At 40.7% G+C, this 13,810-nt stretch carries 10 protein-coding genes and 1 pseudogene; all 11 read left to right on the plus strand.

Annotation, left to right across the window (positions count from 1 at the left end; translation table 11 throughout):
- A pseudogene (locus ACTB0Y_RS12270) lies at positions 1-108 on the plus strand (IS1595 family transposase); the annotation flags it as partial.
- Between the two features lie 55 nt (positions 109-163).
- Positions 164-4,549 (plus strand): CusA/CzcA family heavy metal efflux RND transporter, encoded by a 4,386-nt coding sequence (locus ACTB0Y_RS12275; protein WP_463207119.1) that lies wholly within the window; start codon positions 164-166, stop codon positions 4,547-4,549.
- A gap of 27 nt (positions 4,550-4,576) precedes the next feature.
- Positions 4,577-6,019 (plus strand): efflux RND transporter periplasmic adaptor subunit, encoded by a 1,443-nt coding sequence (locus tag ACTB0Y_RS12280; RefSeq protein WP_463207120.1) that lies wholly within the window; start codon positions 4,577-4,579, stop codon positions 6,017-6,019.
- Positions 6,020-6,040: 21 nt separating this feature from the next.
- On the plus strand, positions 6,041-6,370 hold the full coding sequence (locus ACTB0Y_RS12285) for a P-II family nitrogen regulator (RefSeq protein WP_463207121.1): 330 nt from the start codon (positions 6,041-6,043) through the stop codon (positions 6,368-6,370).
- Positions 6,371-7,121: 751 nt separating this feature from the next.
- Entirely contained in the window at positions 7,122-7,772 is a 651-nt protein-coding gene (locus tag ACTB0Y_RS12290; RefSeq protein WP_463207122.1) for a helix-turn-helix domain-containing protein, read from the plus strand.
- A 171-nt stretch (positions 7,773-7,943) separates the two neighbouring features.
- Complete coding sequence (locus ACTB0Y_RS12295) at positions 7,944-8,537, plus strand: DUF6448 family protein (RefSeq protein WP_463207123.1); 594 nt, start codon at positions 7,944-7,946, stop codon at positions 8,535-8,537.
- 76 nt (positions 8,538-8,613) lie between these two features.
- The gene (locus ACTB0Y_RS12300; protein WP_463207124.1) at positions 8,614-8,766 is read left to right on the plus strand and encodes a VIT1/CCC1 transporter family protein; all 153 of its coding nucleotides are present in this window, start codon (positions 8,614-8,616) and stop codon (positions 8,764-8,766) included.
- A 242-nt stretch (positions 8,767-9,008) separates the two neighbouring features.
- A complete protein-coding gene (locus ACTB0Y_RS12305) occupies positions 9,009-9,584 on the plus strand; it encodes a TetR/AcrR family transcriptional regulator (protein WP_463207125.1) in 576 nt (191 codons plus the stop codon).
- 70 nt (positions 9,585-9,654) lie between these two features.
- Positions 9,655-11,967: an efflux RND transporter permease subunit gene (locus ACTB0Y_RS12310; protein WP_463207126.1), complete on the plus strand. Its 2,313-nt coding sequence runs from the start codon at positions 9,655-9,657 to the stop codon at positions 11,965-11,967.
- A gap of 5 nt (positions 11,968-11,972) precedes the next feature.
- Positions 11,973-12,755 carry an outer membrane lipoprotein-sorting protein gene (locus tag ACTB0Y_RS12315; protein WP_463207127.1) on the plus strand — a complete coding sequence of 261 codons (783 nt, stop codon included), beginning with the start codon at positions 11,973-11,975 and terminating at the stop codon, positions 12,753-12,755.
- 172 nt (positions 12,756-12,927) lie between these two features.
- Positions 12,928-13,806, plus strand: coding sequence for a hypothetical protein (locus ACTB0Y_RS12320; protein ID WP_463207128.1), 879 nt, complete (start codon positions 12,928-12,930; stop codon positions 13,804-13,806).
- Positions 13,807-13,810 lie beyond the last annotated feature (4 nt).

Consider the following 13,810-nt stretch of genomic DNA (forward strand, 5'->3'; position numbering starts at 1 on the left):
AGAACATCAAATAGTAGAGGTTTATTGTTTATGCGGTTACTTGAACAGGCTGTTATTGCAGAGCCTTTAACATATGATAAAATTATTAACGAAAATCACGGGTGTTGATCGGATACCCCATATAAAACAATACAGTGAAGAATAATAAAAATAAACGGATGAAATGATAAACAAAATCATAACATTTTCAGTCAGAAATAAATTTATTATCGGGTTGTTTATCTTTGCCTGGATTGGCTGGGGGATGTATTCGGCGTTTAATTTGCCGTTAAGTACGCTGCCCGATTTGACGAACAATCAGGTGAAGGTCACCACGTACACTCCCGACCTGGCAACGGAGGAAGTTGAACGGCTGATTACTTATCCCATCGAACTTGAGATGGGAAATTTGCCGGGTTTAAAGGAAATTCGGTCGGTCTCAAAGTTTGGATTATCCGACATTACGTTGGTTTTTGAGGATGACATGGGCATGTATAAGCCCCGTCAGCTGGTTAAGGAAAAATTAAACAGCGCAGCCGATAAATTACCTGCCGGGGCAGGTAAACCGACAATGGGGCCCATGACCTCAGGACTGGGCGAGATTTACCAGTATGTTTTGTCAACAAAACCCGGCTACGATACGGTTTACGACGCCATGGACTTGCGCGAAATACAGGATTGGATTGTTAAAAAGGAACTGATTAATATTCCGGGTGTTGTGGGTGTAAACACCATGGGTGGCTACCTGAAACAATACGAGGTGGCAGTGGACCCCGACAGGTTGCGAAGTTACAACCTTGCCATAACAGACATTTATGATGCTTTAAAGAAAAACAACGCCAACACGGGCGGAAGCTACATTGAGAAAAACAGACGCGCATATTTTGTTCGCGGACAGGGTTTAACGCAGTCGCTGGATGATATCCGCAAAATTGTGCTGAAAAACAACAACGGTACGCCCTTACAAATTGGCGATGTTGCAACTGTGCAATATGGAAGTGCACCACGTTTTGGCGCTTTTACATACAACGGCAAAGGCGAAGCTGTGGGAGGCAAAATCATGATGCTACGCGGAGAAAATCCCGCAGAGGTAATTGCCAATTTAAAAGAGCGTTTGCCACAAGTAAAGGCTGCACTTCCGGAGGGCGTGCAGATGAAATCTTTTCTCGACCGTTCTTCGCTGATTAGTAAAACCACAAACACGGTAACCGAAAACCTGGCATTGGGAGCCTTAATCGTTATTTTCGTTCTAATTCTCCTGATGGGAAGCTTCCGTTCGGGATTAATTACCGCTTCGGTAATTCCCCTTTCCCTGCTTTTTGCCCTGGGAATTATGTACACCTTTGATTTTTCGGCTAACCTGATAAGTCTCGGGGCTATCGACTTCGGGATTATTATTGACGGCGCGGTGATTATCATCGAGTTTACCGTATTCCAAATCAGCAGGCATGTAAAGTCGCTGAGAAACCTCAAAGGAAAAGAATTGAAAACGAAACTCAATGAAATTACCATCTGGTCTTCGGGCAGGATGATGCGGACTGCCTTTTTCGGTCAAATAATTATCCTGATTGTTTTTATTCCCATACTTACGCTTACCGGACAGGAAGGCGAAATGTTCCGGCCCATGGCTATTGCATTTGGTTCGGCACTTATAGGCGCCATCATTTTATGTCTGACCTACGTGCCCATGATGTCGGCGCTCTTGCTGCGTCCTGAAAAATCGGATAAGCCCGGCCTGGCCGCTAAAATTTTTGACCGGGTACGCAACGGATACAGGGTTGTTTTAAGAAAAGCACTTCGTTACCGATATGCCGTAACATCTGTTATCATCCTGCTACTAATAAGCGCAATCCTTATTTTTGGAAGAATGGGTTCTGTGTTTATTCCTCAGTTAGACGAAGGCGATTTTGCCATTCACCCCATCTTACAGCCGGGTACATCCCTTACGGAAACAGTGGAAATAAACACGAAGCTGGAAAAAGTGCTGCTCAGTGAATTTCCTGACGAAGTGAAACAAGTTGCCACAAAAATCGGGACCGGCGAAATCCCCACCGACCCCATGTCGCTCGAAATGGCTAAGATGATTATCAACCTGAAACCGAAGGAGGAATGGAAGCGGGCCGAAACTAAAGATGAACTGGAAGCGATGATGAAACAGGAAATGTCGGCTACAGTTCCCGGGGTTAGCTTTTTCTTTGCGCAACCTATCGAAATGCTATTCAAACACTTGCTCACCGGCTCTACAGCAGATATTCTTATGAATATTTACGGCACCAACCTGGATACCTTGTACCACTACGGACAAAAAGCCAAAGGGATTATCAGCGAAATTCCCGGCGCGGGCGACTTGAATGTTCAGAAAGTAATTGGTCTCCCACAAATTGTAATTGATTATGACCGCGATAAACTGGCAAGGTATAACCTTGATATTGAAACGGTTAACCGCACCATTCAGGCAGGTTATTCCGGAGCAAAAGCTGGAATTATTTACGAAGGCGAAAGACAATTTTCACAAGTTGTACGATTGAAGGAGGAATTCCGCAACGACCCGCGTTCCATGGGCGAATTGTATATTAAGCGGCCCAACGGTCAACAAGTACAACTAAAAGAAGTGGCAAATATACGAATGCAGGCGGGTCCGGCATCTATCTCACGTAGAGCGGTAAAAAGAAAAATTGAAGTGGATATCAATGTAGGCGACCGGGATACAGAATCGTTCATTCAGGCCGTTCAGCTACAACTTGGTGAAAAGCTCAATTTACCAAAAGGTTACAACATAAAATACGAAGGAGATTTTGAGAGCCTTCAGCGTGCAAAAACACGACTGTCGTGGGTGGTACCACTAATATTGGCGTTTATCTTTACCTTGCTCTATTTCACTTTCAATTCGTTAAAACAATCCTTGCTCGTGTTCTCGGCAGTTCCACTTGCGGCTATTGGAGGTGTTTTTTCTTTATGGCTCAGGGGCATGCCGTTTAGTATTTCGGCAGGTGTAGGATTTATCGCACTTTTTGGTATAGCGGTGCTTAATGGCGTTGTGCTTATGAGTTTCTTTAATGAGTTAAAAGCAGAAGGTATGAGGAATGTTTTTAAACGAATATATCATGGAACAGACATGCGGTTGCGGCCTGTAATTCTCACAGCACTTACCGATGCACTGGGATTTTTACCAATGGCCGTATCCACATCTTCGGGCGCAGAAGTGCAAAAGCCCCTGGCTACAGTTGTAGTAGGCGGGCTGGTTACAGCCACTTTGCTTACGCTGGTTTTACTGCCTATTATTTATTCATTCAGCGAACGAATGCATAAAGTTCCTTCTTTAGGCCAAATGTTGTCACGGAACGGAAAAAGATTCAACAAGCCGCTTATAATGGGACTGTTGGGAATAGCTTTGATGATTCCGGCAACAAACTTTGCGCAAGAACCTGTTAAGCAATCTGTTCAGATTGACAATGTGAAAGAAGCCATAGAAATTGCCCTGAAAAACCATCCGTACATCAAAGCCGGGGAATTACAGGTAAAACAACAACAAAAGCTGAAAAAAACAGCATGGGATTTACCGGATACCGAGATGGCTTATGAAAAGGAGAATAATGCAGCGGGACTGAAAAAATGGTCGGTTGAACAGGAAATTAATAATCCTATGGAATATATTGCCGGGAGCAAGCTGGCAAACCAACGCATTGCACAAAGCAAAACGGATTTGGGAAAGCGCAAAGCACAATTGATAAGAGATGTTCGCTCAGCATATTTCAATGTGCTTTTTGCAAAAGAGAAGGTAAAGCTTTTGGAAGATTTGAAAAAGATATTCAGTGAACTTAGCAAGGCCGGAAAACTTCGGTATGAAACCGGTGATGTCTCTTACCTCGAAAAAGTATCGGCCCAGGCAAAATACAAGGAAATAAAAGTAGCTGAAGAAGAAGCGCTTAATCTGCTTGCTCGCAATACAAATACCCTGATGAACAGGCTGTTTGTAAATGATACGATAAAGATTGCTGAAAACCAATTAAGTAAAATGGCTATGGAAAATAGTTACACCGGAATGGATTCGCTGAATTCAAATCCGGATGTAGTGCTTTTTAAGCAAAAATGGAGAACAAAGCAGGCAGAAAGTAAAGCTGTCAAATCTATTTCATGGCCCGACCCTTTCTTCCGATACAGTCAAAATGATTTTACAGGTAACGATAGTTTCTCAGCCTTTGAATTAGGCCTTCGTATTCCACTTGATATCTGGGCTGAAAAAGGCAGAAACCAGGCTGCAAAAATTGCGGCTGAAGCATCGTACGAAGATTTCCGGCAGGTTGAAAATGACATGATGACGGCCTATAATAATATCATGAAAAATCTGGAAACCTACAGTCAGCAACTGGATTACTTTGAAAACAGCCGGTTGAAGGAGGCCGATATGATTATTAAAAGCGCCTCGAAGCAATATGAAGCCGGAAACATTGATTATTTGCAATATATCCAGTTTTTTGACCAGGCTACACGAATCCGGTTGAATTATCTGGACAAATTAAAAATGTATAATCAAAACATCATTGAACTTCAATATCTTATCGGACAATAAATCATGAATTATAAAAATTGCAATACAATGAACACTATAAAAATAAAAGCTAAACCAATCATTTTTTCCTTGTTGTTTGGAATGGCCTTATACGGCTGCTCATCGGACATAAATTCAAAAGAGCAACAAGATACAACAGAAGAACATGCAGGGCACGATCACGAAGCAGCAAAAGCAGAGGAGGGACACAATGAAGCCCTTCATGCCATAAAAGAAAAATTGGACGAAAACGAAGTGCTGATTACCGGAAAACAGATGAAAGGTGCCGGTATTCAATTAGGAGAAATTACGGAACAACAATTATCTAACGTGGTTAAATCGTTTGGCGAGCTTGTACTTGCCCCATCCGATGAAGCCTCGGTAAGCGCCCTGATTGGAGGAATAATCAGCGATATTCGTGTAATGGAAGGCGATTATGTACGTAAAGGTCAGGCTATTGCCCGCATAGTGCATCCCGACATTGTAAATTTGCAACAGGAGTTTCTGGATGCACGCAGCCAGAATGAATACCTGAAAGCCGAATACCTGCGACAAAAAAAGTTGCTTGAAGACAGTGTGAATGCGCAAAAAACGGTTCAGAGCGCCAGGGCTGCATACCAATCGAACAGGGGCAAAATGCAAAGCCTGAAGAAAAAACTTCAGCTTATCCATATCGACCCGGAGAATTTAACGCCAGAAAATATCAGGGATGGATATGCTTTAAAAGCGCCGATATCCGGTTATATTGCGCAGGTGAAAATCAATACAGGCAGCCATGTTACACCGCAACAATCGCTTTTCCATATTACAGCAAACGAAAAAACACACATTGATTTGAAGGTGTATGAAAAGGATATCAATAAAATAACGCCCGGTCAAAAAATCACCTTCAACCTGGCTAATAATACCATGAAACGACCCATGGAAGGCGAAATCATAAAAATGGGCAGGAGGTTCGATACAGAACAACGCACAGCAATTGTTCACGCCGACATCAAAGAAATAAACGAAAATATGCTGCCCGGCATGTCGGTTATTGCCTACATCCAAACAGGCGGCAAAAACCAACATACGCTCCCCGAGGCTGCTTTTGTTTCCGATGGCGGAAAAGATTATGTGTTCGTTTTAAAACGCGAAGGTAATGTTGAAGAAAACCATGCCGGCGAAGAAACTCATGCCCACCAGGAAGAAGCGCATGATGCTAATTCAGGTGAAGAGCACAACCATTCAGCTGAAAAAGCTGAAAAAGAACATATCCATCAACATGAAGCGGCCCATGATGCACATAGTAACGAAGCACATGCTGAAGGCAACCATTTTTATGTGTTTGAAAAAGTGCAGGTCAATAAGGGAATTACCCAGGCCGGATTTTCAGGTTTTTCAGCGGATATAGTGCATATGACCACGGCCAAATTTGTCGTTAGCAATGCCCAGGCACTATTATCCGAAATGAAAAAAGGCGGTAGCGGGCACAGCGGGCATGCCCATTAATGCAACAAAAAATAATGAACTATGAAAGAAATAAAAGCTTTTATCAAACCTTTTAAGGTAATGGATGTCTTTCATCATTTGAAAGATGCCGGTTTTCCCAACCTGACGGTATCAAAAGCCGAAGGAACAGGTACTTTGAAATCAGATGAAACAGAAATTTCAACTGAGTTTTCGATTACCAATACCGAAGTGGCAAAAATTGAAGTGGTTTGTAATGACAGTGATGAAGAAAAAATTGTCAGTATTATAAATGAGCAAGCCCGAACAGGTGACCGTGGCGATGGTATTATCTACGTATCGGATGTTCAAAAAGTATATAAAATAAAAAATGGTCGGAAAAGTGATATATAGTTTGTCCTAAAGCATTGAAATTTAAAATGAGTAGTGAGGGTCTCACTCACCGCGAGGCCCCCACTATACTCCCAATTGATTTTTTATTGGTCTGCAAAAAATTACAGATAATCTTTTTATATTTGAAACCTCCATGCCAGGACTTTTAACACATAGCCTGTTCCATGAAAGCGGAAAGCATGATTATTTGGAACAGTAAAAGTAAAAACTTGGTAATCAACAAATGGGAGATTCTGCCGCTTGAAGCAGGAACCATTAAAATCAAAATTATAAACGAGTGAAATATATATTTTTAATAGCCTCTTTCAATGCTATATTCTTTGCTGTTTTGATTTTGCAAAAGAAAAAGGCCTTACATGATAGAATACTGATTTACTGGCTTATTTATTTAGGTTTATACATCGGCATATACGCTTTGTTTTCAAATAAACTATTTACAGATTTTCACCTCCTTTCAGCAAGCTTTATTTCCTTACTCCTACTTCATGGCCCATTCTTGTTTTTATATATTTCTGCATTGATTGACCAAAAATTTCAATTAGATAGGAAAAAATTGTTCCATTTTGTTCCTTTTATCCTATTCAATCTTTTTATAATAATTGCTTCCTTTTTCCCTGAAATATCAGAACGAATAAGATTAGACCATGTGGAAAGTGAAGCCGGGGTTCCTCTGTTGTTCAATTTTTTCCTGATTATTACCGTTTTATCCGGCCCATTCTATTTTGTTTTGTCAATTCGGCGATTTAAAAAATTGGATATTAACATCTTCAATAATTTCTCATCGTATGAGAATGTTAACCTCGACTGGTTAAGAAAGCTTGTTTATACTTTTGGTGCTATCTGGACTGTTTTAATGATTTTTACTACGGTTCATCATATTTTTGGAATGTTCACATGGATTTTTTGTACGCACGGCTTATCTCTTTCGTTGTCCGTTTTTATTATCTTAATAGGGTATTTCGGGCTAAGGCAAAAAGAAATTTTTATTCAATATCACGATAACCGCGTTGAATACGTAACGGAACCGAAGACGAAGTATGCCGGTGTAGTATTGAAAGAATCTGAGGCAAAAAAATATGTAAGCCAAATACGGCATTTTATGAGCAAAGAAAAACCGTATTTGGATGCCAACCTTTCACTACCTGAGTTAGCCAATAAACTTCATATACCTTCGCATCATCTTTCGCGGGTTATAAATGAACAGTTTAATCTTAATTTCTTCGATTTTATTAACCAATACAGGGTAGATGAAGTAAAATCAAGGATGAAAAATCCTGAGTTTGAAAATTTGTCTCTTTTAGGAATTGCCTTCGATAGTGGTTTTAATACTAAATCGGCATTTAACAGGGTATTTAAAAAAATGACAGGATTTACCCCGAGTGAATTTAGAAATCAAATTTAAGAGCAGCACTCCAATAGTTTACTTGTTTTTCTACGGGGACTGTTTTATAAATCAGGTCTTTTTATCGTTGCTAAATGGGTACTACATTACAAAGTAGGTCGCACAGCTTAAAGAAGCATCATACTTTTGTTTCCAAATAGTTTAATATTAATCATTTAAAAAAGGATTATCATGGTACAAAAAACAAAATTGTATGCGATTTTATTACTGACATCATTTATTTTTTTGATGTCAAACACAGCTTTTGCACATTGCGATAGGGAAAACGGGCCCGTTGCCAAAGACGCGAGGGAAGCCCTAAAATCCGGAGATTTCAGCAAAATTGTTATATGGGTCGGTGAAGAGCAGGAAGAAGAGCTTCAAGCGAAATTCAAACAAACACTTGTAGTTTATAAAAACGGGGGTGAAGCCCGCAAACTGGCCACAGATTATTTTATGGAAACGGCTGTAAGGTTACACCGTGCAGCGGAAGGCATGCCATTTACCGGCCTGAAACCCGCCAGCCCCAATCCTAAAGATATCGCGAAAGCGGAAAAAGCCTTGGAAACCGGCGATATTGGCCCCTTACAAACCCTTCTTAAAGAGGAATTGGAACAAGAGACCTCCAGGTGGTTCCAAAAAGCCTTGGAGGCCAGTAAGAAAAAAGACAAAAGTTTAGAAGCCGGCCGTCAATGGGTGGATAGTTATGTCAAGTATATTGTTTATACTCATAAACTCTACCAAAAGATTCAGGCTGGCCCCCCACATGGTGTCGGTGATGAATAGACACAAAAAAATGTTCTACAACGATATGAACCCGGCCCGGAGAAGTTTTAAAAATTCTCCGGGCCAGGTTTGTTAATTGTTAAGTGCTTGTCACTTAAAAACGACATATAAAACACACAAAACACAACGGGTTGGCTGGCTTCGTGCAGCGGTTCTTGGAGCAAATGATGGAATTGTCTCCACTGCCAGTCTGGTTTTGGGAGTTGCTTCGTCAAGAGCAAATTCATAAAGCTAATGACATGCATAATCCGGGTTAGCTTAAAATACAAATAGAAAAGTATTAGAATCTGTTGAAATTTCTTTCTTGATCTCTCCGGCCGATACTAAAAAAAAAACCTGAAGCAAATACCTGCTTAGTAACTACTTATATTCTTTTTGTCTAAAATTTCAATAAAAAATTTTGCAGGTTAGCGAACATTAACTAACTTTGTGCGTATATATAGTTGAAAAAGATACTTAAAAAATTAACAAATGCATACACAACGCCAACAAGAAATTATAAACGCAGCCCTCGAGCTCATTAATAAAAAAGGAATCCAGGGGCTTACTATTAAAAACTTATCGAAAAAGATAGGTATAAGTGAACCTGCTATATATCGACATTTCGAAAATAAAATACAAATTCTATCGGCCGTATTAGCACTGTTTCAGAACAATAGTATGCAAATTTTTAAAGAGAAACTAAACCAAGAAGATTCGGCAATAGCAAAAATCAGCATGTTATTCAAGCATCATTTTAAAATTATAGCAGCAACTCCTGCACTATCAGCGGTAATCTTTTCAGAAGAAATTTTCAGGAATGAACCTTTGCTGGTTGATAAAATCACTGAAATAATTGAACGGAACCAACAAATGGTGGCAGAAATCATCGTACATGGTCAAAAAGCCGGTGAAATCAGAAATGATATTGATGCGAAGAACCTGTCGACCATTATTTTAGGGACCTTGCGACTATTCGTAAAAAACTGGCAGTTTTCTGCATTTTCCTTCGATCTTGAGAGGGAAGGAGATAAAGTAATTGAAGATATTTTAACATTAATCAAATAACTTATTGTTAGTAAAGTGGAGTCTACACTTCACTTTTTTTCAATTCTAAAGTTAGTTAATATTCACTATTATGGAAAAATTATTACAGCACTTATTAAAAACGCCCTGGTTAGTAACAATTACTACCCTGGTGTTGGGCGTAGTTTTCTTCTGGTTCATGAAGGACAATTCGCGCATGGAAACCGACCTGGACGAGTACATGCCGCAAGACCACCCGGCATTTGTTTACAGCGACAGTGCCGAAGATTGGTTCGATATTAAAGACGGCATTATTGTGGCCATCGAAGATCAGCGCGGTATTTACAGCACTGAAACGCTCGATACGCTCAAACAGCTCACCAAAAGGTTGCAGCGCATGAAGGAAATCGATAAAGATGATGTCACCTCGCTTTACACCGCCGACAACATTACTGGCACGGAGTTGGGGCTCGATGTAAAGCCTTTTTTCACACGGGTGCCAAAATCTGACGAAGCCCTGCAAAAGCTACGGCAAAATGTAGAAACCAACGAGATGACCCACGGTCGCATAGTTTCTGAAGATGGCCAAGTGGTGTTGATTATGGCTGAAATTAATGATTCGGTTTTTACACAGGAATTTTATGACCGTATTCTGGCCACAACCGAGGCTGAGGAGACAAATGATATTAAAGTTCATGTGGCCGGGCGTCCCATTGTCGAAGGCACGCTTGCGTTGCTGGGTCCGGCTGATATGAAACGCATGGTTCCTATCGTGCTTGTCGTCATTATATTAGTGTTGTACCTCATGCTTCGCAGCGTAAAAAGTACATTGCTTACCTTGTCTGTGGTGTTTTTTAGCGTGCTTTGGGCTTTCGGACTGATGGCCATCCTGGGCATTCCCATTTATTCGGTTACCACGATGATGCCGGTAATGCTCATAGCCATTGGGGTGGCCGACGGGATTCATCTTTACTCCCATTTACAACTGTACCTCAGGCATAACGAGGGCGCCTCTAAAATAGATGCAGTGAAAGATATGCTCCAAAAAATGTGGAAACCCGTTGCAATTACATCCATTACCACATCGGTAGGTTTTATTTCGTTGCTTACTTCGGAAGTTTACCCGATCAAATATTTCGGAATATTCACAGCTTTTGGCGTCATGACGGCCATGCTCTTCTCACTCGTATTCATTCCGGCCGGAATTATAATTTTTGGCCTGCCACGTGTAAAAACTGAACAAGAACAATCAGGTTCTAAAATCAGGGAATGGGCCAACCATTTTGCCGGAAAAGTTCTTTTACACAAAAAATGGTCAATTATTGTAACTGCGGCAATTATTGCACTATCAATCATCGGATTACAAAAAGTGTGGATCAATTCCAGTTTCCTGGACAAGTTTGAAAAAGACAGCGATATTGTGCAAACCGATGCGTTTATCAACCAACATTTTGGTGGAACAACAAACCTGAACCTGATTCTGGATGCTGGAAATAACGGGAAAGACATTTTTAAACAACCCCATGTTTTGCGGCTTGTAGAAGAAATGGAAAACCATGTGGACGATAGTCTGCATATTGTAGGGCAAACCTTCTCGCTTACAGATTACCTAAAACGGATGAATAAGGTGATGAATGCTGATGATGAAGCGTTTAACAAAATCCCTCCAACGCAAAATATGGTTGCGCAATACCTGCTGCTTTACGAAATGTCGGGCGACCCCGAAAATCTCGACCGTGTAGTAGATTACGATTACTCAAAACTGAATGTAAATTTTCAGCTTAAAAGTGACGATACCAAAGCGATTAATTCGGCTTTGTCAATTATCGATCAGTACGAAGGCAATTTTAAGGATAAAGGTATTGATATAAATTACGCCGGTAGCGGCTACACAGGATTAGTATTTACCGATTTAATTCTCGAAGGACAAATTAAAAGCCTTATCATGTCGCTATTTATCGTGATTATTTTGTTGGGACTGATGTACAAAAACATCAAAGCCGGTTTAATTGGCGCGGTCCCTATTACTGTTACAGCTCTTATCAGTTTTGGTGTGATGGGGTTCCTCAATATTCCGCTAAACACTACAAGTGCCCTGTTATCGAGCATTGCTATCGGAATTGGGATTGACTACGCCGTGCATTTTATTGAACAATATAAGCTCAACATTAGAGATACGGGCGACAGGTTAAAGGCGGCACAACATACCATGAACCATTCGGGAAGGGCCATCAGCTACAATGCAATAGTCGTAATTGCCGGGTTCCTTGTCTTACTTTTCTCGGTTTTTCCACCCAACCGTACGCTTGGCGCATTGGTATCATTCAACATGTTTACCAGTTTTCTGGGCACAGTAACCATCATGCTAGTATTGCTCCATGTAACCAAACCATTTATGAAAAAATCAGAACCATTAAAAAAATAGAAACTATGAAACGAATTAAATTTTTCAAAACCGTATTTGCAGTTATTTTAATAGCTGCTACCAGCGCACTGAGCGCACAAACAATGTCCGGACGCGATATTGTTAACAAATCGTACAACCGACCTACTGGCGAAGACCAGATTTCAAATCTGAAGATGACGCTGATCAACAGTCGTGGAAGCGATCGCGTAAGGGAAATTAAACAGTTTTCCCGCGACGATGGCAAGGTAGAAAAAAGCATCATGTTTTTTCTGGCTCCGGCCGATGTAAAAAATACATCGTTCATGAACTTTTCATATAGCGACGATAGAGCCGATGACCAGTGGATTTATCTGCCAGCACTTCGCAAAGTAAAACGCATTTCGAGCGACAGCAAAAGCGATTATTTCATGGGCTCGGACTTTACGTACGATGACCTTGGCGACCGTAAGGTAGACGAAGATAAACATAAGCTCTTGCGATCAGAAACAATAGATGACAAAGACTGCTACGTAGTAGAGAGTGTATCAAAAGACCCCGACTACATGTATTCGAAAACCATCACATGGATCAATAAGGAAAACTTTATTGGTGTAAAAAAAGAATTTTACGACGAGGATGGTGAATTGCTGAAAATACTTCACATTAAGAATTATAAAAAAGTGTCGGGATTTGACATTATCACCCATTCAGAAATGGAAAATGTGCAGAGAGAGCACAAAACAAAAATGGAACTGACAAATGTAGAAATCAATACAGGCGTTTCTGACAGCAAATTTTCGCAACGTATGATGATGCGCGGATTGTAGGCCACGAATAACCTAAGAATATAAGTCCACGAATAGCACGAATTAACACGAAGAGGGTTCTAATAAATCTGCAAACAGTTAAGCGGCTATTCGTGGAATTCGGGAAATGGTAGAAAGAACACCGGAAAGTTAGAAAAACTGAGCTGGAAATACACACCCAAAATACATTGAAATGAGAAATGTAATAATCATCGGGCTTTTACTTTTGAGTGTTAGTGCAATATGGGCACAATCGGAACCTGCCATTAAACTGGATCAGCTGGCAGAAATTGGAGCGGGTAACAGCTACATTACTTTCCCAACCGATATAGGGAATTTGGAGCCCTTGTGGTTCGAAGGCAATGTAAAGCCCAACTTCATGATCCGTCAATCGAAAAATGCCCGTTTAATGGGTGTGCTTACGCCTCAGATAATTATACGAATGTACCAGGAAGCGTCGTACCCCGTGCGAACACCAAGTTATATTCCACACATTAGCGTTTACTATCGGTTATACGGAGAAGAATCAAACTCTCTGACGCTAAGGGGAAAAATCGGGCACCATTCCAATGGCCAGGATGAAGCATTTTACCTGCCAGACGGCAGCATCAACCGGAAATCAGGCAATTTTGCTACCAATTATTTTGAATTGGGGCTGTTTAAAACCCGTTACAGTCGTTTTTTTAATGCCCATCAAATCATCCAGTCTTCTTTTGAAGTGCATCCTAAAGGATGGATGATGGGAGAAATAGACGATAATTATGGTCGCTATCGCTGGAAAATTGCGTTGAATATTTTCAAGTTATACGATAATGAAACAAAACCACAAGATAAAGCACCATTTTCTGTGAAAAGCGAACTGACCTGGTTGTTCGGTAAGTTGGACAATGTAGACAACGTAAACCTGGACAGGCTCATAGCAAAATTGACGCTCTATTACCATCCGTCCTTTTTCGAGGAGATTGGGTTTTTTGTACAGTTGTATCACGGCAGAGATTATTACAACATCTATTTCGACCATGACCTGAATGTCGTGCGTTTCGGCATTATGACAGAAAAACTCAGCTTTTGAACCA

The organism is Salinivirga sp., from assembly GCF_055145285.1.

Excerpts from the sequence above, each read along its gene's own strand:
- ACTB0Y_RS12275 (WP_463207119.1), top strand. The coding sequence starts at position 164 with ATGATAAACAAAATCATAACATTTTCAGTCAGAAATAAATTTATTATC.
- ACTB0Y_RS12295 (WP_463207123.1), top strand. The coding sequence starts at position 7,944 with ATGGTACAAAAAACAAAATTGTATGCGATTTTATTACTGACATCATTT.
- ACTB0Y_RS12320 (WP_463207128.1), top strand. The coding sequence starts at position 12,928 with ATGAGAAATGTAATAATCATCGGGCTTTTACTTTTGAGTGTTAGTGCA.
- ACTB0Y_RS12285 (WP_463207121.1), top strand. The coding sequence starts at position 6,041 with ATGAAAGAAATAAAAGCTTTTATCAAACCTTTTAAGGTAATGGATGTC.
- ACTB0Y_RS12310 (WP_463207126.1), top strand. The coding sequence starts at position 9,655 with ATGGAAAAATTATTACAGCACTTATTAAAAACGCCCTGGTTAGTAACA.
- ACTB0Y_RS12280 (WP_463207120.1), top strand. The coding sequence starts at position 4,577 with ATGAACACTATAAAAATAAAAGCTAAACCAATCATTTTTTCCTTGTTG.
- ACTB0Y_RS12305 (WP_463207125.1), top strand. The coding sequence starts at position 9,009 with ATGCATACACAACGCCAACAAGAAATTATAAACGCAGCCCTCGAGCTC.
- ACTB0Y_RS12315 (WP_463207127.1), top strand. The coding sequence starts at position 11,973 with ATGAAACGAATTAAATTTTTCAAAACCGTATTTGCAGTTATTTTAATA.